This window comes from Micromonospora sp. SD19 (genome assembly GCF_054462275.1).
Map to the genome: position 1 here is coordinate 504,350 of NZ_JBTLMN010000001.1, position 26,135 is coordinate 530,484.

The following is a 26,135-nucleotide window of genomic DNA, read 5'->3' on the forward strand; positions in this document are numbered from 1 at the left end:
GCAGCGGTCAGGAGGACGCCGGCGTCGGTTCGCCGGCGACTGCCTCATCCACCGTCGGGTAGGTGTGCAGCACCTCGACCAGGCCGCTCACCTCAAGGATGCGCAGCACACCCCGCTGCGGGGCGGCCAGCCGGACCACGCCGCCAGCCTCGTCGCAGCTGTTCTTCGCCCGGACGAAGACCGACAGACCGGTCGAGTCGCAGAACGAGACGTCCGCCAGGTCGAACACCAGCCGGTTGCGGCCCTTGTCGAGCAGATCGGTGATCTGGTCCTGCAGCTGCGGTGCGGTGGCCATGTCCAGCTCGCCAGCGACCGCCACGACGACCACGTCGCCGCGTTGTTCCGTGTGCACCGTCAACGACATTCGCCAGACCTCCTGTTATCGGGGGAACGGTATCCCACGACCACCCTCGGAGGTAGAACGGGAGCCGTGATCCGGTGGTCATCGTCATTCCGTTGCTACGGGGCAAGTAGTTGGTCAGGCCCCGGTGATAGAGTCCGCCCGGTCCAGGTCAAGGGGGTTCGAAATGGCGTTGAGCACCGAAGAAAGTGGTCGGCTCGCCGCGCTGCTGAGCGAGCAGGACGAACGGGTCACGACTCGGTGGACCGAGATTGTCACCAGTTCGTTGCGGGGCCGGCTGAGCCAGGCCGAGCTGCGCCGGCAGGTCCAGGACCTGCACCGTGCCATCGTCGCCACCGGCGACCAGGGCATCATCGACCTGTCCGCCGACAGCGCCGCCGAACTGCGCGCCGCGCTCTCCGAGCTGTCCCGGGGTCGGGCCCGGCAGGGCTTCTCCGCCAGCGAGACCACGATCAGCATCTTCGCGCTCAAGGACGTGCTGGCCGAGCTGGTGCAGGAGGCCGGCGGCCCGACCGCGCTACCGGACTACGTCGCCTTCTCGAAGCTTGTCGACGAGATGGGCCTGTTCACCTTCGAGAGCTTCGTCCGTACCCGGGAGAGCCTGATCGCCGACCAGGCCGAGCAGCTGCTCGAACTCTCCACGCCGGTGGTCAAGCTCTGGGAGGGCGTTGTCGCCGTGCCGCTGGTCGGCACCCTGGACTCGGCCCGCGCCCAGGTCGTCATGGAGCGGCTGCTGCAGACCCTGGTCGACACCAGCTCGCCGTACGCGATCATCGACATCACCGGCGTGCCGGCGGTGGACACCCAGGTCGCCCAGCACATCCTGAAGACCGTGGTGGCCGCACGGCTGATGGGCGCCGATTGCATCATCTCCGGCATCCGCCCGCAGATCGCGCAGACCATCGTGGCGCTCGGCATCGAGTTCGGGGACATCGCCACCAAGGCGAGCCTCGCCGACGCGCTGCGCCACGTGCTGCGGCTCAACGGGGTGGAAACCGCCCGCCGGCAGCCACGCAGGGACGCCTGATGGAACGGGTGCCGATCCTCAAGATCGGGGACATCCTGCTGGTTTCCATCCAGCTCGACATGTCCGACCAGACGGCGGTGCAGCTCCAGGAGGACCTCGCCGAGCGGATCGTCGCCACCGGCTGCCACGGCGTCATCATCGACATCACCGCGCTGGACATCGTCGACTCCTTCGTCGGGCGGATGCTCTCCACCATCGCGTCGATCTCCAAGGTGCTCGACGCGGAGACGGTGGTGGTCGGGATGCGCCCCGCCGTCGCCATCACCCTTGTCGAACTGGGGCTGTCGCTGAACGGCATCCGTACCGCGCTGAACGTCGAACGCGGCATGGAGCTGATCGCGGCGGCCCACGCCGAAGAGCTCGACTACCAGCTCGACGACGAACCGGACGCCGAGACGGCCACGCCGTGACCGCGGGCATCGACCTGGGCCAGCCACAGGCGCAGTCGGTTCGCAGCGATGAGGACGTGGTGCGCGTTCGGCAACTGGTCCGCGCCGTGGCGGTGGCCAGCAAGTTGTCCCTCGTCGACCAGACCAAGCTGGTCACCGCGGCGAGCGAACTGGCCCGCAACACCCTGGTGTACGGCGGCGGCGGTTCGGTCGAGGTGACGGTCGTGGACAACGGCCGACGCAAAGGTGTGCAGATCGTGTTCGCCGACTCCGGGCCGGGCATCGCCGACCTCGACCTGGCCATGACCGACGGCTACACCAGCGGCGGCGGCCTCGGCCTCGGGCTCAGCGGGTCGCGCCGCCTGGTCGACGAGTTCCAGATCGAGACGTCAGCGGAAACCGGCACGCGGATCACGGTCACCAAGTGGTCCAGGTGAACGCCGACGCGGTCACCGACAGTGGCATCTGGTTCCGGGTGGAGGCCAGCAGCGCGGCGAGCGCCGTCCGACGCGCCGCCGAGCGCCTCGGCGCGCAGGTGGAGATAGGTGCGGCGCGCATCGCCGACCTGGCCATCGTCGCGGCCGAGCTGACCAGCAACCTGGTCAAGCACGCCGACGAGGGTGTCCTGCTGCTGCGGCCGGTACGCCGCGCCGGGCAGGCCGGGGTGGAGTTGGTGGCCATCGACTCCGGGCCCGGCATGGCCGACCTGACCGTCTCGTCGCGGGACGGGCACTCCACCACCGGCACCCTCGGCATCGGTCTGGGTGCCATCGTCCGGCAGGCCAGCTGGTTCGACGGATACTCGCTGTCCGGCCGGGGGACCGTCCTCGCCGTGCAGGTCTGGCCGGCCGAGGCGGCCCGGCCGTCCTGGGCCGGTGCTCTGACCCGACCGCTGACCGGCGAGACGGTCAGCGGCGACGGCTACGCCGTCCGGGTCGCCGACGGGCGGCACCAGGTGCTGGTCAGCGACGGGCTGGGGCACGGCCCGCTGGCCGGTGCCGCCACCGAGGCGGCGCTGGCCGCGTTCCGCGACGCCCCCGCCGGCCCGCCGGCGGTGGTGGTCGGTCACCTGCACCGCAGCATGTCGCACACCCGCGGCGCGGCCCTCGCGGTCGCGGAGCTGGTGCCGACGGCCGGTGTGCTGCACTACGCCGGCCTGGGCAACATCTCCGGCGTGATCGTCGAGGGAGGCGGCCAGCGCCGGGGGCTGGTGTCGCTGCCCGGCATCGCCGGCCACCAACGACCGGCCATCCGGGAGTACGACTACCCGTTCGGCCCCGGTGCCCGGCTGGTGATGCACAGCGACGGGGTGGTCGACCGGTGGCGGATGTCCGACTACCCGGGCCTGGCGGAGAGATCCCCACTGGTCATGGCGGCGACCCTGCTACGGGACGCCGGGGTGCGCCGCGACGACGCCTGCGTACTGGTAGCGAGGTCGTGGGCATGACCGAGGGATCGGCCGCGCTGCCGCTGCTGCAGATGGCGCTGCGGGTCGAGCAGGACATCTTCGTGATCCGCCAGCGGGGCCGCGAGGTGGCCATGGTGGTCGGCCTGGAACACCAGGACCAGGTCCGGATCGCCACCGCACTGAGCGAGGTCGCCCGGGATTTGCTGCGGACGACAGCGGGAGCGGACGTCTCCTTCCACGTCGACGCGGGTGCCGACGGCCGGTTCCACCTGCGCGCCGACCTGGCCCCGATGTCCCCGTTGCCGGACGGCCGCTACCAGCCGCAGTCCGGCGCGGTGTCCCGACTGGTTGACACACTGAGCGTGTCGACCGTCGAGGGGGTTACGGTCGTGAGGATGTCCCGACGAGTCCCGGCCAGCGCGCCGACGCCGACCCCGGAGCGGCTCGCCGAGTTCCGCACCGAACTCGGCCGCACCGCGCCGGCCAGCGCGCTGGACGAGCTCACCACCCAGAACGGTCAGCTCATCGCCGCACTCGACGAGGTGCGTAGTCAGCGCGACGAGTTGGCGGTGCTGAACGAGGAACTGGCCGAGACCAACCGTGGTGTGCTGGCGCTCTACAACCAGCTCACCGAGGAGCTGGAGGAGACCAACCGCGGCGTCGTCGCCCTCTACGCCGAGCTGGACGAGAAGTCGGCCCAGCTCCGCGCGGCGAGTGAGTCGAAGAGCCGGTTCCTGGCCAACGTGAGCCACGAGCTGCGCGCCCCGGTCACCGCGATCATCGGCCTGGGGCGGCTGCTCACCGACTCCGCCTCCGACCCGCTCACCGACGAGCAGGGCCGCCAGGTCGAGCTGATCCGCTCGTCGGCGGCCGATCTGCTCAACCTGGTCAACGAACTCCTCGACCTGGCCAAGGCGGAATCCGGCCGGATCGAGCCGGACGTGGTCGAGGTCGACCTGCGCCCGGTCTTCGGTCAACTGCGCGGCACCCTGCGCGCCCTGGCCACCCGTCCGAACGTGGAGCTGGTGGTGGAGGAGCCGCGCGGGCCGGCAGTGCTGCGCACCGACGAGGTGCTGCTCGGCCAGGTGCTGCGCAACCTGCTGCACAACGGGTTGAAGTTCACCGAACGCGGCGAGGTGCGGCTGCGGGCCAGCCAACACGGCGACCGCTGGCAGTTCGAGGTCACCGACACCGGGCCGGGCATCGCTCCCGAGCTGCACGACCGGATCTTCGAGGAGTTCTACCAGGTGCCCGGAGCCACCCGGGTCGGCGGCACCGGCCTCGGCCTGCCGTACGCCCGGCGGCTGGTGACGCTGCTGGGCGGGACGCTGGAGCTGACCAGCGCGCCGGGCGAGGGCAGCACGTTCACCGTCTCCCTGCCCACCGGCGGGGCGTGACGACATGGACGGCGGGCCGACAACCATCCTGGTGGTCGACGACAGTCGTACCAAGCGTTACCTGCTGGTCAGCTGGCTGACCCGGGCCGGGTTCACGGTGCTGGAGGCCGAGAACGGCGCCGAGGCGTTGGCCCGGGTCGAGGTGGACCGGATCGACCTGGTGGTTCTCGACGTCCGGTTGCCCGACCTGAGCGGCTACGAGGTCTGCGAACAGATCAAGGCGCGGCACCCGGCGATGCCCGTGATCCACGTGTCGGCGCACGCCGTGGACGTGGCCGACCGCGCCCAGGGGCTGACCCGGGGCGCTGACGCGTACCTGACCGAGCCGATCGAGCCCGAGGAGCTGATCGCCACCACCCGGGCGGTGCTGCGTTACTACCAGGCCCGGCAGCGGGCCGAACTGCTCGCCGAGCGGTTGCTCGGGTTGGCCGACACGACCGTCGCCGTGCACGCCGCGCCGACCTTCGCGCGCCTGCTGGAGGCCGCCGCCGAGGGCGCCGCCCAGATCTTCAAGAGCCCGGCGGCGGTGATCGCCGAGACCTTCGACGGTGACTGCCTCGCGGGCGTCTGCGCCGGCCCCGGCGCGGTGGCCGCCGTGGTGCCGTGGGTCGTCGACGACACCGGGGTGCCGACCGGCGCCACGGTCCGGGTGGAGGCCCCCGCGAACTGGGGGCTTGTCGACTGGCCGGCGGACGACACGGTGACGATCGCCGCCGCCCGACTGCGCGAGGACCGTGCCCCGCTGTACGTGGTGGTCCCGACCGCCACCCAGACCGCGCGGACCCCGGTGCTCAAGCAGTTGGCTCAGGCGGTGGCGGCGGCCGTGGAGGCGCAGCGTTCGTTCGACGAGGAGCACCGGATCGCCGTCACCCTCCAACGCAGCCTGCTCCCGCGTGGGCTGCCCACCGTGGCCGGGCTGGACCTCGCGGTGCGCTACGAGCCGGCCAGCGCGCAGACCGAGGTGGGTGGCGACTTCTACGAGCTGGTGATGCTCGACGGGCACCTGCTGCTGGCGATCGGGGACGTCGCCGGCCACTCGCTGCACGCGGCGACGGTCATGGCCGAGCTGCGGCACGCGGTGCGGGCGTACGCGGTCGAGGGCCACCAGCCCGGCGAGATCCTGCACCGGGTCAACGAGCTGATGCGGACACTGCTGCCGAACGAGCTGGCGACGCTCTGCGTACTGCTGCTGCACCCGCCGACCGGGCGGGTCCGGCTGGCCAGCGCCGGGCACCTTCCGCCGCTGATGGTGATGGACGGCAAGGTCGAGTTCGTGCAGCACTCGGCGCCGCTGCTCGGCGTTCGCGCCCCCCGCCCGGCCGACCTGGAGTTCGTGCTGCCGGCCGGGGCCACGCTGGTCTTCTACACCGACGGGCTGATCGAACGACGGGACGCCACCATCGACGAGGGGCTGGCCGCGCTGGCCGGGGTCGCCGCGACCGTCGACGGTGACCTGGACCAGTTCTGCGCTCGACTGCTGGTGGAACTGGCCCCGCCGGAGATCCAGGACGACGTCGCCGTGGTCGTTCTGCGTCGCCGCTGATGTCCGGTTTCCTCAGCGCACCGAGCGGGCGTACGCGGCGGGGGACACCCCGGCCACTGCGGTGAAGTCGCGGACCAGGTGGGCCTGGTCGCTGTAGCCGAGGTCGGCGGCGAGGTCAGCCCAGCTCAGCGGAGCGCCGGCGGCCTGTTCGACCGCCTCCTGGAGCCGGTAGCGGCGGATCACCCACTTCGGCCCGACCCCCACGTACTCCATGAAGAGCCGTTGCAACCGGCGGACCGGAACGTCGTGCCGGGCGGCGAGGTCGTCGACGCGCAGCACGGTCCGGTCGGTGCGGATCGCCTCGGCCAGCCGGACGGCCTCCTCGGCCATCGGGTCCGGCTCGGGCTGCCAGCCGGTGAGGAGGGTGTCCAGTGCCCGGCAGCGCTCATCGTCGTTGGCTGTCGAGAGGGCTGGCCCCGAGGGCGCGAACATCGAGAAATCCGGGTGGGTCAGCCGGCCGGCGGGCAGCGGCACCCGACGGCCGGTCAGCTCACTGATCGGGCGACGCCAGAACGGGTGGAACCCGCCGGGGCGGAACTGCACCCCGGACACCCGGCCGGTGCCGCTGAGCGTGATCCGGAACAGGTCGCGGCCCACCCCGGCCACCTCGCCGGCCTCGGGACCGTGTGCGTGGTTGTCGCCGTCGCCGTCGTCACTGCGGAACACCACGTTCACCGCCGGGTGTGGCACGACCCGCTGCTCGAACGGTGTGCTCAACGACCAGTCGATCAACCAGTAGTGCTCGACCCACTGGCGCAGCGACTCCGTCGGCAGGTGCCGACGGAAGCGCACCTCGCGCAGCAGCCGCCCGGGGTCCAGGATTCCCCGGCTGTCGCCACGCGGTCGCTGTCGCATTTGTTCAAGACCACCCTCATACGCTGGCCCTATGTCCACTCAGACTAGCGATCTGCTGGCCGCTGCCGCTCCGGGAACCATCGGCGTGGTACGCGGCATCTCCGACGACCAGCTCGACCTGCCCACGCCCTGCCAGGACTATCTGGTCCGTGATCTGCTCAACCACCTCTTCCAGGTGGTGATCAACTTTCAGGACCTGGCCGAGAAGCGGCAGGTGGAGTGGGCCGAGAAGCCCGACCACCTGGCCGACGGCTGGCGCGACCGCTTCGAGGTCGAGACCGGCCGGCTGATCGCCGCCTGGTCGAAGCCATCCACACTGGAGGGTGTGTCACCGGGCATGGGCATGCCGCAGTCCGTCGTCGGCGGCATGGCTCTGCTGGACCTGATCGTGCACGGCTGGGACCTCGCTGTCGCCACCGGCCAGCCGTACCACCCGGCCCCGGAGGCGGTGGCCGAGCTGCACGCGCTGGTGGAGCAGTTGGGCCCCACCGCCCGCAAGATGGGCGTCTTCGCCGACCCGGTCCCGCCCACCACCCCCACCGAGACACCCACCTCGGACCTGGCCCACCTCCTGACCCAGACCGGCCGAACCCCCACCTGGCCCCAAACCCCCTAACCCCACCCCTTGTCCTGGTTGATCAAGAAGTTTGCGTCAGATTTCGTCGATGGGATGACGCAAACTTCTTGATCAACTCAGGTGGGGGTGGGAGGGGGAGGGAGCAGGGTGGGTGGGGTTGTTGACTTGGGTATTCGCTGGGTGAATAGTGGGCGGGGTGTCGACGCCGCATGTTCTGCTCGGGTTGCTCGCTGGGGGCAGTCGGCACGGGTATGAGCTGAAGCGTGCGCACGACGAGCGGCTGCCGCGCGCTCGGCCGCTGGCCTTCGGGCAGGTCTACGCCACTCTCGGCCGGCTGGAACGCGACGGGCTGGTGGCCGCCGCCGGGCAGGACCGCGTGGCCGGGCCGGACCGCACCGCGTACGCGTTGACCGACCAGGGGCGGGACACGCTGGACCAGTGGCTGTCCACAGTGGAACCGCCGATGCCGTACGTGGCCAGCACGCTCTTCGCCAAGGTCGTGGTGGCGCTGCTGGTCGCCGACGTCGACCGGGCCCGCTCCTACCTGGTCGCCCAGCGGGCCGCGCACACCGCACGCCTGCGGGAACTGACAGTGGTCAAGACCGACCCGACCGCCACCCTCAGCGATGTGATCGCGGCCGATTTCGCGATCGCCCACCTCGACGCGGATCTGGGGTGGTTGCACGCCACCCTGGGCCGGGTCGCCGACTGGCACCGGGAGGTGCATCCGTGACGCAACTCCAGGCTCGCGGCGTGGTTCGGGCGTACGGTCCGACGCCCGCGCTGCGCGGCGTGACGCTCGACGTGGCCGAGGGCGAGATCGTCGCCGTGGCCGGGCCGAGTGGCTGCGGCAAGTCGACCCTGCTGCACTGCCTGGCGGGGATCCTCCGGCCGGACGCCGGTGAGGTCAGCTGGCGCGGGCACCGCATCGACACCTGGTCGGAGGCGGCCCGGTCCCGGCTGCGGCGTACCGAGTTCGGGGTGCTGTTCCAGTTCGGCCAGCTGGTGGCCGAACTGACCGCGGCGGAGAACGTCTCCCTGCCGCTGCTTCTCGCCGGCACGGGGCGGCGAGAGGCGCGGGTGGCGGCACTCACCTGGCTGGAACGGTTCGGGGTGGCCGAGTTGGCCGACGTCCGGCCGGGTGAGATGTCCGGCGGTCAGCAGCAGCGGTGCGCCACGGCGCGGGCGTTGGTGACCGAACCGCGGGTGCTCTTCGCCGACGAGCCGACCGGAGCGCTGGACACGCTCACCGGTGAACAGGTCCTCACCCAACTGGTCCGGCTCGCCCGTGAGCAGCACACCTCCGTCCTGCTCGTCACCCACGAGCCGCGGATCGCCGCGTACGCCGATCGGGAGATCGTGCTGCGCGACGGCCTGGTGGACCACACCGGCCTGGGGCTCGACGTGCCGCTGGCCGGCGGCGCGCGGTGAGACCGGCGACGCTGGTCCGGCTCGCCCTCGCCGGCACCCGCACCGACACCGCCCGGGTGGTGCTCACGGCGCTCAGCGCCCTGCTGGCGACACTGGCCGGGCTCGCGGCGCTCACCGTGTTGGCCATCCCCACGCCCACCGCGACGGAGGAGAACCCGAACAGGTGGTCGGAGCAGTACCACAACGCGCTGCTGGTGGAGCCCGGGTTGCGTGGCGGTACGGCGTTCGCGCTGCTGATGCTGATGCTCCCGGTGCTGGCGCTGGCCGGTCAGTGCGCCCGGCTCGGCGCGCCGGCACGGGACCGCCGGTTGGCCGGGCTCCGGTTGGCCGGCGCCACTCCCGGGCAGGTCACCCGGTTGGTGGTGCTGGAGACCGGCGTGGCCGCTCTGTTCGGCACGCTCACCGGGCTGGGTGTCTACCTGGTGGGTCGCGATCTGCTGCACCGCCCGGACGCGCGAGGTCAACTGGCCCTGCCCACCGACGTGCTGCCGTCACCCGGCGCGCTGGCCGGGGTGGTGCTCGGTCTGCCGGTCGTCGCGGCGTTGGCCACTGCGGTGATGCTGCGTACGGTCACCACCAGCCCGCTCGGGGTGAGCCGGAAGGCCCCCCGCGAGCGCGGCCCGCGACCGTGGGCCGGCGTTCTGATCGTGCTTGGTGTGCTCTCGTTCGCGGCGATCCAGCCGGTGGGGGAACGGTTCGACGACAACGAGGAGTTGGTGACCTGGCTGATGCCGCTGATGTTCGCGGCGAGTGGGATCGCGGCGATGGTCGGCGTGGTGATCGGCACCGGTTGGATCTCGTACAACTGCGGGTTGTTGCTGCGCCGGCACGCCCGCCGTCCCGCGGCCCTGCTCGCGGCCGGTCGGCTGATGGCCGACCCGTGGGCGGGCAGCCGCACGTTCGCCGCGCTGCTCGCCGCCGTGATCTTCGGCGGGGGTGCGGCCGCCCAGCGCGCCTACTTCGCCACCAAGGACCAGCTCGAGCGGGAGCAGAGTCGACTCGCCGGGATTGACGGTGGCGACAACCCCTTCTATCTGTCCACCATGGATCTCGTCGACGGCGCGGTGGCCGTGGCCATTCTGATCGCGACGGGTGGGCTGATCGTCGCGCTGGTCGAGGGGATCGTCGCCCGCCGACGTGCCTACGCCGCGCTGGTGGCCACCGGGGTGCCCCGCGCCGTGCTGAGCCGTTCGGTGGCCTGGCAGGCGCTGACCCCGGCGGTGCCGGCGATCCTGCTCGCGCTCACCGTGGGCACGCTGCTCGGTCGAGGGCTCATCGCGAAGGTGTCGACGGGCGGCTCATCGGCGGAGATCTGCGAGGCCACGGCTGCGCTGTGCGACGACCCGGCCACCCGCGAGCAGTACACTCGGATCGTGTACACCCCCGGGATCGAGCGAGCCGTTCCCGTACCCCTGGAGCACCTGGCCTGGCTCGGTGCCGGCACGCTGGCCGCGGTGCTGGTGACGGTCGGTGTCGGTCTGCTCTTCCTGCGCACCAGCACGGCGTTGGACGAGCTGCGTACGGCCTGAGTCGATGTAACACAGCAGGTGGCGGCGTCGCTGTGTGCACCGGAGGCCCGGACGATCGGGTTTCCGGTGTCGGACCCGACGGTCCCGGCACGGTGACCATGGGAGTTCGCCAGATGCACAACCAACCGGGCACCGCCCCGCCGGTGTTCGTCGACGGCACCGGGCGTCGTCGGCGGCTGACCGTCATCGTTGGCACCACCATGGGCCTTGGCCTGCTCACCAGCCTGGCCCTGATCGTCGCGGGGCTCTTCCTGGACACCTCGGTGCCGCTGCCCGGCTGGTCGGACGACTCCCGGGGGACGCGCCCGGTGGAGGCCGGCGTCGACGAGATCAACCAGCCCCGGGTGGCCACCTCGCCGTCGCCGTCGCCGTTGACCCGGACGTCGGCGCCGCTGCCGCGCGTCACCCGGACCGCCGGCGACCGAAGCCCCACCCCTGCCGGTACGACCGCCGACGTCACCGGTGCGCCGTCGGCCACCGACCGACCGGGTCGCGGCGACGAGCACCGCAACACCGCCAAGCCGAGCAGGTCGCCCGGTAAGCCGCAGTGACGATGGCGAAACACGTGGCCCGGCGTGACCCCCGGGCACACTGGCTGCTTCTCCTGCTCGGGCTGCTCCTGCTGCTCGCGGCGCTCACCGTCAACGGTCTGGTGAATGGCCTCGCCGGTGGTTCGGGAAACGCCACCGCGCGGCCCGCGCCGGACGTCCCGGCCGCCGTCGGCTCGGGTGGCCCGGTGCTGCGGCTGGACCGCGCCGAACCGGTCAGTCGGGCGCTGCCGGACCGCACCATCGCGCTGACCTTCGACGACGGGCCGGACCCGCGGTGGACGCCGCAGGTTCTCGACGTGCTGCGCCGGCACGGCGCGCACGCCACCTTCTTCGTGGTGGGTGCCCGGGTCAACGAGCACCCCGAACTGGTCCGGCGGATCCTCGCCGAGGGGCACGAGATCGGGTCGCACACGTTCACCCACGCCAACCTCGCCGACGTGTCGCCGTGGCGTCGCGACCTCGAACTGTCGCTGACCCGTAAGGCGGTCGCGTCGGCCGCCGGCCGGGAGGTGACCCTGTTCCGGCCGCCGTTCTCCTCGGTGCCGACGGCGCTGACCGGGTCCGAGTACGCCGCGTTGCGGGCCGCCGCCGGTGCCGGGCACGTCGCGGTGCTCACCGACCTGGACACCAAGGACTGGCAGCGCCCCGGAGCCGACCAGATCGTGCGGGCGGCCACCCCGAAGCAGGGCCGGGGAGCGGTGGTGCTGATGCACGACGGCGGCGGTGACCGGGCGCAGACCCTCGCCGCGCTGGACCGGCTGCTGCCCGCGCTGGGCGAGCAGGGCTACCGGTTCACCACCGTCTCCGCCGGCATCGACGCCTCGCCGTCGATGGTGCCGGCCGGCGTTGGTGCCCGGCTGAGCGGCACCGCGCTGCGCTGGACCCAGACCGGTGCCCGCTGGGCGGCCGACGTGATGAACGTGCTGCTCGCCACCGCCCTCGTACTGGGGATCGCACGTCTCGTGGTGCAGGTGGTCTGTGCCCAGCGGCACGTGCGCCGGGTCCGCCGTCCGCGGCGGGACCGACCGGAGGTGCGGGCACCCGTCTCGGTGATCGTGCCCGCGTACAACGAGGCGGCGAACATCGCCGCCACGGTCCGGTCGCTGATGGCCAGCGCGTACCCGGCGCTGGAGGTGATCGTCGTCGACGACGGGTCGGACGACGGGACCGCCGACATCGTCGAGCGGATGCGACTGCGCGGGGTACGGGTGATCCGGCAGGCCAACGCCGGCAAGCCGGCGGCGCTGAACACCGGCATCCGGGCCGCCCGGGCGAACCTGCTGGTGTTGGTGGACGGGGACACTGTCTTCCAGCCGGACACCGTGTACCGACTGGTGCAGGGTTTCGCCGACCCGTCGGTGGGCGCGATCAGCGGCAACACCAAGGTCGCCAACCGGCGTCGGCTGCTCGGCCGGTGGCAGCACCTGGAGTACGTGATCGGCTTCAACCTCGACCGACGGATGTACGACGTGCTGGAGTGCATGCCGACCATTCCCGGTGCGATCGGTGCGTTCCGCCGCGAGGTGCTGCTGCGGGTGGGTGGGGTGCCGTCGGACACGCTGGCCGAGGACACCGACCTGACCATGAAGGTGCTGCGGGCCGGCTGGCGGGTCGTCTACGAGGAGTCGGCCATCGCCTGGACCGAGGCCCCGTCGTCGTTGCGTCAACTCTGGCGACAGCGCTACCGCTGGTGCTACGGCACGATGCAGGCGATGTGGAAGCACCGGCACGCGCTGCGCGAGTCGGGTGCCGGCGGCAAGTTGGGCCGACGCGGCCTGCCGTACCTCACGGTGTTCCAGATCGTGTTGCCGCTCACCGCTCCGGCGGTCGACGTGTTCGCCGTGTACGGCCTGCTCTTCCTGCCCTGGTCGACCCTCGCCCTGGCCTGGGCGGGGTTGCTGCTGCTCCAGGCGGCCACCGCCGGGTACGCGCTGCGACTGGACCGGGAGCGGTACGGGCCGCTGTGGGCGCTGCCGTTCCAGCAACTGGTCTACCGGCAGCTCATGTACCTGGTGGTGGTGCAGTCGGTGGTCACCGCACTGATCGGCAACCGGTTGCGCTGGCAGCGGATGGTGCGTACCGGCGAGGCGGCGGCGCTGGTTGGTGCCGGCCGCGGCTGAAGCCGCGTCGGCGGTCAGGCCGGGGTGTGGAAGAGCCCGGCCGACCAGGAGATCAGCAGGCCCACGGCGGCGGAGCAGCAGCAGACGAGCAGGGCGGCGGCGACCACGGCGAGGATCATCCACGCGGAGGTGCGCCGGGGCGTCGACCCCGGCTCGTCCTCGTCGGTCATCGCCGCCGCCCCGTCGTCAGGCGCGGCCGAGGCGGTCCAGGATCCAGGCGTTGATGAACGCCTCCTCACGCCAGGAGTCGTAGCGACCGCTCGGGCCGCCGTGCCCGGCACCCATCTCGGTCTTCAGCAGGTAGTCGCCGCCCGGGGCGACCGCCCGCAGCCGGGCGATCCACTTCGCCGGCTCGGAGTAGAGCACCCGGGTGTCGTTGAGGCTGGTCACCGCGAGGATCGCGGGATAGTCCACGGCGGTGACGTTCTCGTACGGCGTGTAGGACTTCATGTACGCGTACACCTCGGGGTCGTCGAGGGGATTGCCCCACTCCTCCCACTCGGTGACTGTCAGCGGCAGCGACGGGTCGAGGATCGAGGTGAGCGCGTCCACGAACGGCACCTGCGCCACGATCCCGGTGAACGCGTCCGGCGCGAGGTTGGCCACCGCACCCATCAGCAGGCCACCGGCCGAGGCGCCCCGGGCGACCAGTCGGTCGCTGGCCGTCCAGCCGGCCTTGACCAGGTGCCGGGCGCACGCCACGAAGTCGGTGAAGGTGTTCTTCTTGGCCAGCAGCTTGCCCTGGTCGTACCACCGTCGGCCCAGCTCACCGCCGCCTCTGATGTGCGCCACCGCGAAGACCACGCCCCGGTCCAACAGGGACAGCCGGGCCACCGAGAACCACGGGTCCATGCTGGCCTCGTACGAGCCGTAGCCGTACAGCTCGCAGGGCGCCGAGCCGTCCCGGGGGGTGCCGACCCGGCAGACCAGCGAGATCGGCACCCGGGTGCCGTCGTCGGCGAGCGCCCAGTCGCGGTGCTGCTCGTACTCGGCCGGGTCGTACGGTCGCCCGTCCGGCCCGGGCAGCACCGGCTTCTGCTTGAGCAGCACCATCTGCCGGGTGACCAGGTCGTAGTCGTACACCGAGTCGGGGGTGATGAGGGAGGAGTAGCGCAGCCGGACCCGACCGGTGCGGTACTCGGGGTTGGCGTCCAACCCGACGCTGTACAGCGGCTCGGGGAAGTCGATGTCGTACCCGTCGTCGCTGCCCACCGGCAGCACCCGCAGCCCGGTGAGCCCGTCGGTGCGCAGTGACACCACCAGGTGGTTGGCGAAGGCGTCCACGGCCTCCAGCCGGGTGCCGGGGGTGTGTTCGATCAGCGGCACCCAGTCGCCCGGTACGTCCGCCGAGGTGAACGCCAGTGCGAAGTCCTCAGCGTTGTCGTTGTGCAGGATCAGGAAGCGGTGCCCGTGGTGCTCCACCGTGTATTCGACGCCCTGCCGGCGGGGCGCGATCACGGCGGGCGCGCCGGTCGGGTTGCCGGCGGGGATCACCAGCACCTCGCTGGTGATCTTGCTGTGCACGTCGATGAGGATGAACTTCTCCGACCGGGTGAGCTCCACGCCCACCCAGAACCGCTCGTCGTCCTCCTGGTGGACCACCACGTCGTCGGCGGCGGGGGAGCCGATGGTGTGCCGCCAGACCCGGTTCGGTCGCCAGGCGTCGTCCACCGTCACGTAGAACAGCACCGAGGCGTCGGTCGACCAGGCGGTGCCGTAGAACGTGTCCGGCACCTCGTCGGGCAGCAGCTCACCGGTGGTCAGGTCCTTCACCCGCAGGGTGAACCGCTCGTCGCCGGAGAAGTCGGTGGAGTAGGCCAGCCAGCGACCGTCCGGGCTGACGTCGAACGCGCCGAGCGAGAAGAAGTCGTGCCCCTCGGCCAGCAGGTTGCCGTCGAGCAGCACCTCCTCGCCGTCGAGTGGGGCGCCGTCCACGCTGACCGGCGGGTCGGTCTCACCGTCGCGGACCGCCCGCCGGCACTGCACTCCGTACTGCTGCCCCTCGACCGTCCGGGTGTAGTACCAGTGACCGCCCTTGCGGGTCGGCACGGACAGGTCGGTCTCCTGGGTGCGTCGGCGAGTCTCCTCGAACAGGTCGGCGCGCAGGTCAGCCAGGTGTGCCGTCCGCGCGTCGGTGTACTCGTTCTCGGCGGTCAGGTAGGCGATCGTCTCCGGGTCGTCCTTGGCGGCGAGCCAGGCGTACTCGTCGACGACGGTGTCGCCGTGGTGGGTGCGCTCGCTGGGCACCCGCTTCGCCGCGGGCGGGGCAGTCTCGGTGGTCACGGCGGCCACGTTACCGGCCGGCAGCGGCAGTGCGCCGGACCAGCGGCATCCCGATAGCCGCTACCACTGCATTCGAACACATGTACGATGGCCGCCATGGCGGCAGCAGCGAGTTCCCTCGGCCGGTCCGGAGCCCTTGAGATCACCCGACGGTTGGCGGCGATCTGCGGCCCGCCCTTCTCCCGACTGGCCGGGCCCGCCGACGAGGTGGCGGGGCGACCGGCACGCTGGGTGGCCGTTCCCGGCGGCCCGCACGCCGCCGCCGAGGTGCTGCGGCTGGCCGCCAGACACGATCTGACGGTGGTGCCCCGAGGCGCGGGCACGAAGATCGACTGGGGTGCCACGCCCGTTCAGGTCGACATCCTGCTCGACACCGGCCGGCTCGCCGGCATCGGTCACGAGCCGGTCGAGTCGCTGGTCACCGACGTGGGGGCCGGCACTCCACTGCGGGCGGTGCAGGCCACCCTGGAGCGCACCGGGCAACGGCTCGCGATGGACGCCCCGTCACCCGGCGCGACTCTGGGTGGCGTGCTCGCCGCCGGCGAGGCCGGTCCGCTCCGGCACCGCCACGGCAGTCCCTGCGACCAACTGCTCGGTGTGCGCTACCTCGCCGCCGACGGCGAGCTGATCAGCATCGGTGGCGGCGCGCCCGGTCTCGACCTGGCCCACCTGCTCTGCGGCTCCCAGGGCGCGCTCGGTGTGCTGGTCTCGGCGAGCCTGCGGGTGCAGCCGCTGCCGGCCAGCAGGCTCTGGGTGTCCCGCCCGGTGTGGACGCCGTTGGAGGTGCACGACCTGGTCCGGACGATCCTCGCCGCCCGACTGGAGCCGTCGGCCATCGAACTGGATCTGCCCGGGGGCACCCCCCGCCCGCGTACGCCGTACCCGCCCGGTCACCCGGCGGCCACCGCCCGGGAGCGCCACCCGTCGATGTCCGGCCGGGCCGGTGCCCCGTCCCGGGCCGGCAGCCTGGTGGTGCTGCTGGAGGGCGGCCCCGCCGACGTCACCGAGCGGGCCGAGCGGCTGGTCGGCCTGTTGCACGGCGAGGCCACCATCGCCCACTCGGCGCCGACGTGGTGGCGCCGCTATCCGTTCGCGCCCGGTGACACGGCGCTGCGCCTGGAGGTGCCGATCGGCGATCTGCACGCCGCCGTGTACGCGCTCCGCGACGCGGCCGGCACGCCCGTCCCGGTGCGCGGGTCCGCCGGGCTGGGCATGGTGCACGCGGCACTGCCCGGGGCGCTGGCACCCGACCGGGTGGCGTCCATCCTGGCCGCCGTCCGCGGGGTGCTGCTGGCCCGGCAGGGTCGCTGTGTGGTGATCTCCGCTCCGGCGGCGGTCCGCCAGGCGGTCGACCTCTGGGGTGAGCTGGCCGGCCTGGCCCAGTTGCGCGCCGCGAAGCGTCACCTGGATCCGGAGCACCGACTCGCCCCCGGCCGGCTCCCCGGCGGCCTGTGAGGTCGGGGCAGGGCATCGGAGCTGCGACCCGAGACCCGGAGACGGCGCGACGGTCAGGTCGCGTCGTTGCGCAGCACCAGGACGGCGATGTCGTCCCGGGGCGGCTCCACCGAGAAGTTGATCGCCGCGGCGCGCAGCCGGGCGGCCACCACGTCGGCCGAGTAACCGGCCAGCGGCGCGGCGGCGTCCCGCAGCCGGTCGGTGCCGAACAGCTCCCGGCCGCGTCGCCGCTCGGTGACCCCGTCGGTGTAGAAGATCAGTGAATCGCCCGGGGCGAGCGTGATCTCCGCCGTCGGCGAGGTGATCGTGTCGAGCAGGCCGAGCGCGGTGCCGCCGGTGCCGACGAACTCAGCGCCGCCCGTCCCGGCCAGCAGCACCGGCCGGTCGTGCCCGGCGAGGTGCAGCGACACCGCCAACTGGTCGCCCTGGCCCGGCCCGACCGCCGCCAGCGCCAACGTGCAGTAACGGCCGCCACCGCGCTCGACAAGCGTCTCGTTGAGCCGGGCCAGCGCCTCCGGCAACGGTTTGCCGTCGCCGACCAGCACCCTGATCACGTCGCGGACCAGCCCGGTCACCGCGGCGGCCTGGACACCCTTGCCCGAGACATCACCGATCACCACCAGCCAGCGCCCGTCCGGCAGCGGCACCACGTCGTAGAAGTCGCCCCCCACCTCGGCGTCGTCGCCGGTCGGGACGTACTCGGCGGCGAACCCGATCCCGTCCACCACCGGCAGCACCGGGGGCAGCAGCGACTGCTGCAGCGTCTGCGCCACGCGACGGCGCTCGGCGTGGATCCGGGCGTTCTCGATGGCCAGCGCGGCCCGCCGGGCCACGTCCTCCAACACGGCCACCTCGTCCGGGTCGTGCCGGTGCCGCTGGTGCCGCCCCACCGCCAGGGTGCCGAGCCGCTGCCCGCGGGCGATCAGCGGGACCGCGAAACCCTCCATCGGCCCGCCCAGCGGGATCTGCGCCGCGCTGCGGGACGCCTCGCGCAGGCGGGCCTGGACCGAGTCCGGCCCGGTCTCGGCCAGCACCTTGTGCAACTGCGGCAGCATCGACTCGTCGGCGTGGCTGGCCGCCGCCAACCGCAGCCGACCCCACTCGTCGGTGGTGTGCACCGCGCACCACTGACCGAGTCGCGGCACCACCAACTGCGGCACCAGCGCCATGGTCAGGTCGACGTCCAACGACTGGGCCAGCAGTTCACTCGCCTCGGCCAGGAACGTCAGCCACACCTGCCGGCGGATGTCGGCCCGGCGCAGCCGGTCGTTCTCCAGGTGCAGCGACAGCCGCTCGGCGGTGAGCACCGCCAACGGTTGGGCGTACGCCGACGGCGCCGCGTCCAGCTCCAACTCGCCGGCGTACGGGCGGTGCACCGTCAGCGGCACCCGGAGCAGCTCACTGCCGGGGCGGGGCGGCCGACCGAAGCGGGCCAGCACCTGACTGCCCTGCCCGTCGCCCCGGTCCAGCCGGATCGTGCCGCCGGCCGCGCCCACCATCTCGGCGACCCGGCTCAGCAGGCTGGTGGCGAAGTCGGGCAGCGGGTCGTCCCCGTACAGATCGGGGGCGGTCTGCATGAGTTCGCTCATCGCGCTGGCGCTCGGCGCGGACGGGTCGGCGCCCGTCGGTGGGCCGGCGCTGGCCGGTGTCGACTCGCCGACGGTGCCCGCGGCGGGCGGGTCGACGCCGGGGCGGTCCAGCCGGAACCAGACGCCCTTCCCCGTGGGCAGGTACGTGGTGCCCCAGCGGCTGGCGAAGTGGTCGACGAGCAGCAGACCCCGACCGCGCACGGAGACCTCGTTGATCTCGGTGGCGTCGTTGCGGTCGCCGACTGTCAGCTCGTCGCCCGAGCCGGGGGCGAAGTCGGAGACGGTGACGGTCAGCCCGACCTCGTCGGCGACGACCTCGATGTCCAGCTCGGTGCCGGCGTGTTCGACGGCGTTGGTGGTCAGCTCGGTGGTGAGCAGCAGTGCCTCGTTGGCCAGCTCGTCCAGGTGTGACTCGGTCAACACCGAGCGGACCACGGCGCGGGCGGCGGCCGGCGTACGGCGGTCGGCGGGCAGCCGGACACGCCGGACGGCCCCGTCCCGGGCCCCGGCCGTCGCGGGCCCCGCCTCGGCTGACACCCCCGTATCCTCCACCGTTCCCCTGCCGGGTGCCAAGCGGATCATCAATCGGGACTGTCGCGTCGGTCAGTCCCACCTGCGGCGGGGCACGCCGCTGACGCGTCGAAAGGGCCGGCGCGGGCGCCGGGCGAGGTTTGCGGCGCGCCGTGCCGGCTCGGCGCCGATCGGGCGGCTCGGCGGGGCGATCGATGCGATCTGGCGGGTCGCGCACCCTGGCACCACGGCGTGCGCGGGCACAATATGGGGTGCCGGCGTGTCCGCACGGACCGGCGCCCCCAAGTTGAGCGAGGAATGATGACCACGGCGAAGCAGTCGTTCGCGGATCCGTCCGCGCCCGACCACGAGGCGCTCCTCGGCGAGTTGACCGAGGCCCTGCGACGGATCGGTCGCGGCGACCTGAAGGTCCGGCTTCCCCGCCGCGCCGGCAAGGCGGGCGAGGTGGCGGACGCCTTCAACGAGGTGGTCTCGCTCCAGGAACGGCAGTACCTGGACCTGCGGCGGATCAGCCGGATCGTCGGCCGCGACGGCCGGCTCACCGAGCGGCTCGACGACGAGGGGCTGGACGGCTCCTGGGCGGAGGGGCAGCGGGCGATCAACTCGCTGATCGACGACCTGGGTCGACCCACCACCGAGATCGCCCGGGTGATCGTGGCGGTGGCCGACGGTGACCTGTCCCAGCACATGGCGTTGGAGATCGACGGTCGGCCGCTGCGCGGTGAGTACCTGCGCATCGGGCGCACGGTGAACACGATGGTGGACCAGTTGTCGTCGTTCGCCGACGAGGTGACCCGGGTGGCCCGTGAGGTGGGCACCGAGGGCAAGCTGGGCGGCCAGGCCGACGTGCGGGGCGTCGCCGGCACCTGGAAGGACCTCACCGACTCGGTCAACACCATGGCGTCGAACCTGACCGGCCAGGTGCGGTCGATCTCGCAGGTGGCGACGGCGGTGGCGAAGGGTGACCTGTCGCAGAAGATCACTGTCGGCGCGCGGGGTGAGGTCGCCGAGCTGGCCGCCACGATGAACTACCTCACCGACACCCTGCGGCTCTTCGCCGAGCAGGTGACCCGGGTGGCCCGTGAGGTGGGCACCGAGGGCAAGTTGGGTGGCCAGGCCGAGGTGCCGAACGTGGCGGGCACCTGGAAGGACCTGACCGACAGCGTCAACTCGATGGCGTCGAACCTGACCGCCCAGGTCCGTAACATCGCGCAGGTCTCCACCGCGGTGGCGCGCGGTGACCTGTCGCAGAAGATCACCGTGGCGGCGCAGGGCGAGATCCTGGAGCTGAAGGACACCGTCAACACGATGGTGGACCAGTTGTCGTCGTTCGCCGACGAGGTGACCCGGGTCGCGCGTGAGGTGGGCATCGAGGGCAAGCTGGGCGGCCAGGCCCAGGTACGCGGCGTCTCCGGCACCTGGCGTGACCTCACCGAGAACGTCAACCAGCTGGCCGGCAACCTGACCAGCCAGGTCCGCAACATCTCCCAGGTCTCCACGGCCGTGGCCAAGGGTGACCTGTCGCAGAAGATCACGGTGGACGCCCAGGGCGAGATCCTGGAGCTGAAGAACACCGTCAACACGATGGTCGACCAGTTGTCGTCGTTCGCCGACGAGGTGACCCGGGTCGCGCGTGAGGTGGGCACCGAGGGCAACCTGGGTGGTCAGGCGCAGGTGAAGGGCGTTTCCGGCACCTGGCGGGATCTGACTGACAACGTCAACTCGATGGCGTCGAACCTGACCAGCCAGGTCCGCAACATCGCGTCGGTGACGACCGCCGTGGCGAAGGGTGACCTGTCGCAGAAGATCACGGTGGACGCGCGGGGCGAGATCCTGGAGCTGAAGTCGACTGTCAACACGATGGTGGATCAGTTGTCGTCGTTCGCCGACGAGGTGACCCGGGTCGCGCGTGAGGTGGGCACCGAGGGCAAGCTGGGCGGCCAGGCGCAGGTACGCGGGGTCGCCGGCACCTGGCGGGATCTGACCGACAACGTCAACTCGATGGCGTCGAACCTGACCGCCCAGGTGCGCAACATCGCGCAGGTCTCCACGGCGGTGGCGAAGGGTGACCTGTCGCAGAAGATCACGGTGGACGCGCGGGGCGAGATCCTGGAGCTGAAGTCGACTGTCAACACGATGGTGGACCAGTTGTCGTCGTTCGCCGACGAGGTGACCCGGGTTGCCCGTGAGGTGGGCACCGAGGGCAAGCTCGGTGGTCAGGCGCAGGTGAAGGGCGTCTCCGGCACCTGGCGGGATCTGACTGACAACGTCAACTCGATGGCGTCGAACCTGACCAGCCAGGTCCGCAACATCGCGTCGGTGACGACCGCCGTGGCGAAGGGTGACCTGTCGCAGAAGATCACGGTGGACGCCCAGGGCGAGATCCTGGAGCTGAAGTCGACTGTCAACACCATGGTCGACCAGCTGTCGTCGTTCGCCGACGAGGTGACCCGGGTTGCCCGCGAGGTCGGTATCGAGGGCAAGCTCGGCGGGCAGGCGCAGGTGAAGGGGGTTTCCGGCACCTGGCGGGACCTCACCGAGAACGTCAACCAGCTCGCCTCGACGCTGACCACGCAGTTGCGCGCCATCGCCCAGGTGTCCACGTCGGTGACCCGCGGCGACCTGACCCAGCGGATCGCGGTCAAGGCGCAGGGCGAGGTCGCCGAGCTGAAGGACAACATCAACCAGATGATCGTCACCCTCCGGGAGACGACCAAGAAGAACGCCGAGCAGGGCTGGCTGGACTCCAACCTCGCCCGGATCGGCGGCCTGTTGCAGGGCCAGCGCGACCTCGGTGAGGTCTGCCGCATGATCATGACGGAGGTGACCCCGCTGGTCGACGCCCAGCTCGGTGCCTTCTTCCTGGCCGACGACGCCGACGGCAGCATGCGGCTGCGGCTGACCTCCTCGTACGGGTACGTGGCGCGCGGGCACGACGTCACCTTCGGGCCGGGTGAAGGGCTGGTCGGTCAGACGGCGCTCTCCCGTCGCACGATCCGGGTCAGCGCCCCGCCGAACAGTCGCCTCACCCTGCGCTCCGGCCTGGCCGAGACGCCCCCGACCGATCTGGTGGTGCTGCCCGTCCTGTTCGAGGGTGAGCTGCTCGGGGTGATCGAGTTCGCCAGCGTGTCGGCCTTCTCCGAGCTGCACCTGTCGTTCCTGGAGCGGCTGGTGCTCACCATCGGCATCGCCGTCAACACCATCCAGGCCAACCGGCGTACGGAGGAACTGCTGGCCCAGTCGCAGCGGCTGGCGCACGAGATGCAGGAGCAGTCGGCGGAGTTGCAGCGCACCAACGCCGAGCTGGAGGAGAAGGCCACGCTGCTGTCCGAGCAGAAGGGCAACATCGAGACGAAGAACCGGGAGATCGAGCTGGCCCGGCTGGGCCTGGAGGAGAAGGCGCAGCAGCTGACCCGGGCGTCGGCGTACAAGTCGGAGTTCCTGGCCAACATGAGCCACGAGCTGCGGACCCCGCTGAACTCGTTGCTGCTGCTGGCCCGTCTGCTGGCCGAGAACTCGGAGCAGAACCTCAGCCCGAAGCAGATCGAGTTCGCCCGGACCATCCACGGGTCCGGCTCCGACCTGCTCCGTCTGATCGACGACATCCTCGACCTGTCGAAGATCGAGGCGGGTCGGATGGACGTCGAGCCGACCGAGATCCGCTTCACCGAGCTGCGCGGCTACGTCGAGCAGGCGTTCGCGCCGCAGGCCGAGGAGAAGAACCTGGACTTCCAGGTACGGGTGAGCAAGGATCTGCCGCCGGCGTTGGTGACCGACCCGCAGCGGTTGCAGCAGATCCTGCGCAACCTGCTCTCCAACGCGGTGAAGTTCACCGACAACGGTGCGGTGACGCTGCGGATCGCCCCGGCCGCGGAGAACGCGGTCTTCGACGTCCCGGCGCTGACGAACGCCCAGCAGGTGATCGCGTTCACCGTGATCGACACCGGGATCGGCATCTCCGACGACAAGTTGTCGATCATCTTCGAGGCGTTCCAGCAGGCCGACGGCACGACAAGTCGCCGGTACGGCGGCACCGGCCTGGGTCTGTCGATCAGCCGCGATCTGGCCCGACTGATCGGCGGCACCATCACCGTCTCGTCCGCGCCCGGTCAGGGGTCGACGTTCACCCTGTTCGTGCCGCAGGTGCTGGCCCCGGACGCCGTGGTCGCGCCGCAGACCCCGTCCCCGCAGCGGGCCGGCCTGCCGTCGTCGCTGCTGATGCCGCCGCTGGAGCTGTTGCCGGATCGGCCGGAGGCACCGGCCACCCGGCAACTGGACGGCGCCACCGTGCTGATCGTTGACGACGACGTCCGCAACGTCTTCGCCCTGACCAGTGCGTTGGAGCTGCACGGGATGACCGTGCTGTACTCGGACAACGGGGCGGACGGTGTCCGCCTGCTGGCCGAGCACCCGGAGGTGGACATCGTGCTGATGGACGCCATGATGCCTGACCAGGACGGTTACGAGACCACCCGTCAGATTCGCCGCAACCACCGGTTCGCGGACCTTCCGGTGGTCTTCCTGACCGCGAAGGCGATGCCCGGCGACCGTGAGTCGGCGCTCGCTGCCGGGGGCAGCGACTACATCACCAAGCCGGTCGACCTGGACGACCTGATCGAGCTGATGTCGTCCTGGATCAACGGCAGCCGCACCGAGGAGACTTCGTGACCCAGATGGCCAAAGCGCTGCTCGTGGACGACCGGCGGCAGAATCTGACGGCCCTGGAGGCGATCCTCCAGGGGCTGCCGGTCCAGTCCGTGGCGGTGGAGAGCGGCGAGGCGGCGCTCAAGCAGCTGCTGGTGGACGACTTCGCGGTCATCCTGTTGGACGCGCAGATGCCGGACATGGACGGCTTCGAGACGGCGAGCCACATCAAGCGCCGCGAACGGACCCGACACGTGCCGATCATCTTCCTCACCGCCGCCGACCGGGACGCCCAGCTCGCTCTGCGGGGTTACCAGGTGGGTGCGGTGGACTATCTCACCAAGCCGTTCGACCCGTGGGTGCTGCGGGCCAAGGTGTCGGTCTTCGTCGAGCTGTGGGTGAAGACCCGGCAGCTGGCCACCCAGTCGGACCTGGTCCGGGAGCGCGACACGCAGTGGCGGCGGCTCACCGACGCCGTCGACGAGGCGACGGCCCTGCTCCGCTCGGACGACCCGGAGGTCCGCGACCGGGCGGTGCGGCTGCTCGAACAGGCCCGCTGGGGCAACACCGCCTGAGGCGGCGGGCGGCTCAGCCGGTGGGCTGGTCGTTGCGGATCATCAGGGCGCTGCGCAGGCCGGTGATGTCCAGTACGCGGATCAGGAAGTCACCCACGTGGGTCAGCATCAGCAGGCTCTGCGCGTGGCTGGCCTTGCGGCTGAGCACGACGAGGGTGCCCAGACCCTGCGAGTCGCAGAAGGTGACACCACCGAGATCGAGCACGATCCGCGGAGGTGGGTCGGCCAGCACCTCGTTGACGACGGTGGAGAGCTGCGCCGCCGTGAGCATGTCGATCTCACCGGCCAGGCGCAGCACTGCTTCGTCGCCCGTCCGGTGTAGCGTGATGGACAGTTCGGCACGATCCACCCGATCAGCCTAGCGCGATCCGACCGACCTGGCCTGTCGAGGCCGTGAGCATGGTCGTCGAGGCCACGAGGGTCCCCTTCTCGGCGCTGCCGAGGGGCGCGGGTCATGGGTGAGCCGGGTAACCCGACAACGGGGTGGCTGCTGGTGGGCCGTCTGGCGCTGTCACAATGACCGCATCGTGACCGACATCTTTCCCGCCGGACCAGGCCGCTACCCAGCCGACGCGCCGGCCTCCGAGGCCCTGTTCGACCGCGCCCGCGCCATCGTGCCGGGCGGGGTCAACTCCCCTGTTCGCGCCTTCCAGGCGGTTGGCGGCACCCCCCGCTTCATGGTCCGTGGTGAGGGCCCGTGGCTGTACGACGCCGACGGTCGCCGCTACGTCGACCTGGTCTGCTCGTGGGGTCCGCTGATCCTCGGGCACGCCCACCCGGAGGTGGTGGAAGCCGTCCAGGCCGCCGCGGCCCGGGGCACCAGCTTCGGCACGCCCACTCCCGGTGAGGTGGAGTTGGCGGCCGAGATCGTCGCCCGCACCCCGGTCGAGCAGGTCCGTCTGGTCAACTCCGGCACCGAGGCGACCATGTCGGCGATCCGGCTGGCGCGCGGCTTCACCGGCCGCTCGAAGATCGTCAAGTTCGCCGGCTGCTACCACGGTCACGTCGACGCCCTGCTCGCCGCCGCCGGCTCCGGCGTGGCCACGCTGGGCCTGCCCGACTCGCCCGGCGTGACCGGCGCGGCGGCCAGCGAGACGATCGTGCTGCCGTACAACGACATCCGGGCCGTCGAGGAGGCGTTCGCCGCCGAGGGCCAGCACATCGCCGCGGTGATCACCGAGGCCGCCGCCGGCAACATGGGCGTGGTGGCCCCCCGCGACGGCTTCAACCAGCAGCTCGCCCGGATCGCGCACGCCCACGGCGCCCTGCTCGTGGTGGACGAGGTGATGACGGGGTTCCGGGTCTCCCGCGCCGGGTGGCACGGCCTCGACGCGTCCGACGCCGACCTGTGGACGTACGGCAAGGTCATGGGTGGTGGCCTGCCGGCCGCGGCGTTCGGCGGGCGGGCGGACATCATGGCGCGGCTCGCGCCGGCCGGCCCGGTCTACCAGGCCGGCACCCTGTCCGGTAACCCGTTGGCCTGCGCCGCCGGTCTGGCCACCCTGCGGCTCGCCGACGACGCGCTGTACCAGCGCCTCGACGAGACGGCGACCGTCGTGGGCAAGCTGGCGTCCGACGCGTTGGCCGCCGCCGGGGTCGCGCACCGCCTGTCGTACGCGGGCAGCATGTTCTCGATCTTCTTCACCGACGCCGACGTGGTCGACTACGACAGCGCGCGCACCCAGCAGGTGCCGGCGTTCAAGGCGTTCTTCCACGCGATGCTCGCCGCCGGGGTCTACCTGCCGCCCAGCGCGTTCGAATCGTGGTTCGTGTCGGCGGCGATCGACGACGCCGCTCTGGAGCACATCGCCGACGCGCTGCCGACGGCGGCGAACGCGGCGGCAGCGGCCGGTCACGGGGGGTAGTCAAC

The 26,135-nt window shown here is 71.6% G+C and carries 22 protein-coding genes; 16 read left to right on the plus strand and 6 right to left on the minus strand.

Going from position 1 to position 26,135, the window contains the following annotated elements:
- Positions 1-7: 7 nt before the first annotated feature.
- Positions 8-364: an STAS domain-containing protein gene (locus ACX27O_RS02350; RefSeq protein ID WP_030332365.1), complete on the minus strand. Its 357-nt coding sequence runs from the start codon at positions 362-364 to the stop codon at positions 8-10.
- A gap of 163 nt (positions 365-527) precedes the next feature.
- On the opposite strand from ACX27O_RS02350, the gene ACX27O_RS02355 reads away from it, so the two are divergent.
- From ACX27O_RS02355 to ACX27O_RS02380, 6 genes are read left to right on the plus strand one after another with little or no spacing between them, the layout of a single operon-like run.
- Positions 528-1,388: an STAS domain-containing protein gene (locus ACX27O_RS02355; RefSeq protein ID WP_030332366.1), complete on the plus strand. Its 861-nt coding sequence runs from the start codon at positions 528-530 to the stop codon at positions 1,386-1,388.
- Positions 1,388-1,798, plus strand: coding sequence for an STAS domain-containing protein (locus ACX27O_RS02360; protein WP_030332368.1), 411 nt, complete (start codon positions 1,388-1,390; stop codon positions 1,796-1,798). Before ACX27O_RS02355 ends, ACX27O_RS02360 begins: the two co-directional genes overlap by 1 nt.
- Positions 1,795-2,214 carry an anti-sigma regulatory factor gene (locus ACX27O_RS02365; protein ID WP_030332370.1) on the plus strand — a complete coding sequence of 140 codons (420 nt, stop codon included), beginning with the start codon at positions 1,795-1,797 and terminating at the stop codon, positions 2,212-2,214. Before ACX27O_RS02360 ends, ACX27O_RS02365 begins: the two co-directional genes overlap by 4 nt.
- Positions 2,211-3,224 carry a SpoIIE family protein phosphatase gene (locus ACX27O_RS02370; protein ID WP_036411541.1) on the plus strand — a complete coding sequence of 338 codons (1,014 nt, stop codon included), beginning with the start codon at positions 2,211-2,213 and terminating at the stop codon, positions 3,222-3,224. Before ACX27O_RS02365 ends, ACX27O_RS02370 begins: the two co-directional genes overlap by 4 nt.
- A complete protein-coding gene (locus ACX27O_RS02375; RefSeq protein ID WP_030332374.1) occupies positions 3,221-4,582 on the plus strand; it encodes a sensor histidine kinase in 1,362 nt (453 codons plus the stop codon). The genes ACX27O_RS02370 and ACX27O_RS02375 overlap by 4 nt, the downstream gene beginning before the upstream one ends.
- Before the next feature lie 4 nt (positions 4,583-4,586).
- Positions 4,587-6,125: a SpoIIE family protein phosphatase gene (locus ACX27O_RS02380; RefSeq protein ID WP_210865022.1), complete on the plus strand. Its 1,539-nt coding sequence runs from the start codon at positions 4,587-4,589 to the stop codon at positions 6,123-6,125.
- Between the two features lie 12 nt (positions 6,126-6,137).
- Here ACX27O_RS02380 and ACX27O_RS02385 read toward each other — a convergent pair whose 3' ends face one another.
- The gene (locus tag ACX27O_RS02385) at positions 6,138-6,980 is read right to left on the minus strand and encodes a helix-turn-helix domain-containing protein (RefSeq protein ID WP_030332378.1); all 843 of its coding nucleotides are present in this window, start codon (positions 6,978-6,980) and stop codon (positions 6,138-6,140) included.
- Positions 6,981-7,011: 31 nt separating this feature from the next.
- Between ACX27O_RS02385 and ACX27O_RS02390 the strand changes: the two genes are divergently transcribed.
- The 6 genes from ACX27O_RS02390 (at position 7,012) to ACX27O_RS02415 (ending at position 13,188) form a co-directional block, all read left to right on the plus strand.
- Complete coding sequence (locus ACX27O_RS02390; protein ID WP_458938892.1) at positions 7,012-7,596, plus strand: TIGR03086 family metal-binding protein; 585 nt, start codon at positions 7,012-7,014, stop codon at positions 7,594-7,596.
- A 157-nt stretch (positions 7,597-7,753) separates the two neighbouring features.
- Entirely contained in the window at positions 7,754-8,290 is a 537-nt protein-coding gene (locus ACX27O_RS02395; RefSeq protein WP_030333995.1) for a PadR family transcriptional regulator, read from the plus strand.
- The gene (locus ACX27O_RS02400) at positions 8,287-8,988 is read left to right on the plus strand and encodes an ABC transporter ATP-binding protein (protein WP_458938893.1); all 702 of its coding nucleotides are present in this window, start codon (positions 8,287-8,289) and stop codon (positions 8,986-8,988) included. The genes ACX27O_RS02395 and ACX27O_RS02400 overlap by 4 nt, the downstream gene beginning before the upstream one ends.
- Complete coding sequence (locus tag ACX27O_RS02405) at positions 8,985-10,517, plus strand: ABC transporter permease (protein WP_030333999.1); 1,533 nt, start codon at positions 8,985-8,987, stop codon at positions 10,515-10,517. Before ACX27O_RS02400 ends, ACX27O_RS02405 begins: the two co-directional genes overlap by 4 nt.
- Before the next feature lie 113 nt (positions 10,518-10,630).
- Positions 10,631-11,068: a hypothetical protein gene (locus tag ACX27O_RS02410; RefSeq protein WP_358129881.1), complete on the plus strand. Its 438-nt coding sequence runs from the start codon at positions 10,631-10,633 to the stop codon at positions 11,066-11,068.
- Between the two features lie 2 nt (positions 11,069-11,070).
- The gene (locus ACX27O_RS02415; RefSeq protein WP_458938894.1) at positions 11,071-13,188 is read left to right on the plus strand and encodes a bifunctional polysaccharide deacetylase/glycosyltransferase family 2 protein; all 2,118 of its coding nucleotides are present in this window, start codon (positions 11,071-11,073) and stop codon (positions 13,186-13,188) included.
- Positions 13,189-13,202: 14 nt separating this feature from the next.
- Here the strand turns inward: ACX27O_RS02415 and ACX27O_RS02420 are convergent, their stop codons facing one another.
- Positions 13,203-13,358 carry a hypothetical protein gene (locus ACX27O_RS02420; protein ID WP_167337316.1) on the minus strand — a complete coding sequence of 52 codons (156 nt, stop codon included), beginning with the start codon at positions 13,356-13,358 and terminating at the stop codon, positions 13,203-13,205.
- A 16-nt stretch (positions 13,359-13,374) separates the two neighbouring features.
- Positions 13,375-15,471, minus strand: coding sequence for a S9 family peptidase (locus ACX27O_RS02425; RefSeq protein WP_030334005.1), 2,097 nt, complete (start codon positions 15,469-15,471; stop codon positions 13,375-13,377).
- A 96-nt stretch (positions 15,472-15,567) separates the two neighbouring features.
- Between ACX27O_RS02425 and ACX27O_RS02430 the strand changes: the two genes are divergently transcribed.
- The gene (locus ACX27O_RS02430) at positions 15,568-16,926 is read left to right on the plus strand and encodes an FAD-binding oxidoreductase (RefSeq protein ID WP_030334007.1); all 1,359 of its coding nucleotides are present in this window, start codon (positions 15,568-15,570) and stop codon (positions 16,924-16,926) included.
- 53 nt (positions 16,927-16,979) lie between these two features.
- On the opposite strand, the gene ACX27O_RS02435 is transcribed toward ACX27O_RS02430, so the two are convergent.
- Positions 16,980-19,052 (minus strand): SpoIIE family protein phosphatase, encoded by a 2,073-nt coding sequence (locus ACX27O_RS02435; protein ID WP_030334009.1) that lies wholly within the window; start codon positions 19,050-19,052, stop codon positions 16,980-16,982.
- Positions 19,053-19,346: 294 nt separating this feature from the next.
- On the opposite strand from ACX27O_RS02435, the gene ACX27O_RS02440 reads away from it, so the two are divergent.
- Both ACX27O_RS02440 and ACX27O_RS02445 read left to right on the plus strand, forming a co-directional pair.
- Positions 19,347-23,714: a HAMP domain-containing protein gene (locus ACX27O_RS02440; RefSeq protein ID WP_357646081.1), complete on the plus strand. Its 4,368-nt coding sequence runs from the start codon at positions 19,347-19,349 to the stop codon at positions 23,712-23,714.
- A complete protein-coding gene (locus tag ACX27O_RS02445) occupies positions 23,711-24,265 on the plus strand; it encodes a response regulator (RefSeq protein ID WP_030334012.1) in 555 nt (184 codons plus the stop codon). Before ACX27O_RS02440 ends, ACX27O_RS02445 begins: the two co-directional genes overlap by 4 nt.
- A 13-nt stretch (positions 24,266-24,278) precedes the next feature.
- Here the strand turns inward: ACX27O_RS02445 and ACX27O_RS02450 are convergent, their stop codons facing one another.
- On the minus strand, positions 24,279-24,614 hold the full coding sequence (locus ACX27O_RS02450; protein WP_007454492.1) for an STAS domain-containing protein: 336 nt from the start codon (positions 24,612-24,614) through the stop codon (positions 24,279-24,281).
- 178 nt (positions 24,615-24,792) lie between these two features.
- Here ACX27O_RS02450 and hemL point away from each other — a divergent pair, with 178 nt between their 5' ends.
- Complete coding sequence (hemL, locus tag ACX27O_RS02455) at positions 24,793-26,130, plus strand: glutamate-1-semialdehyde 2,1-aminomutase (RefSeq protein WP_210865013.1); 1,338 nt, start codon at positions 24,793-24,795, stop codon at positions 26,128-26,130.
- The last annotated feature ends 5 nt before the right edge of the window (positions 26,131-26,135 follow it).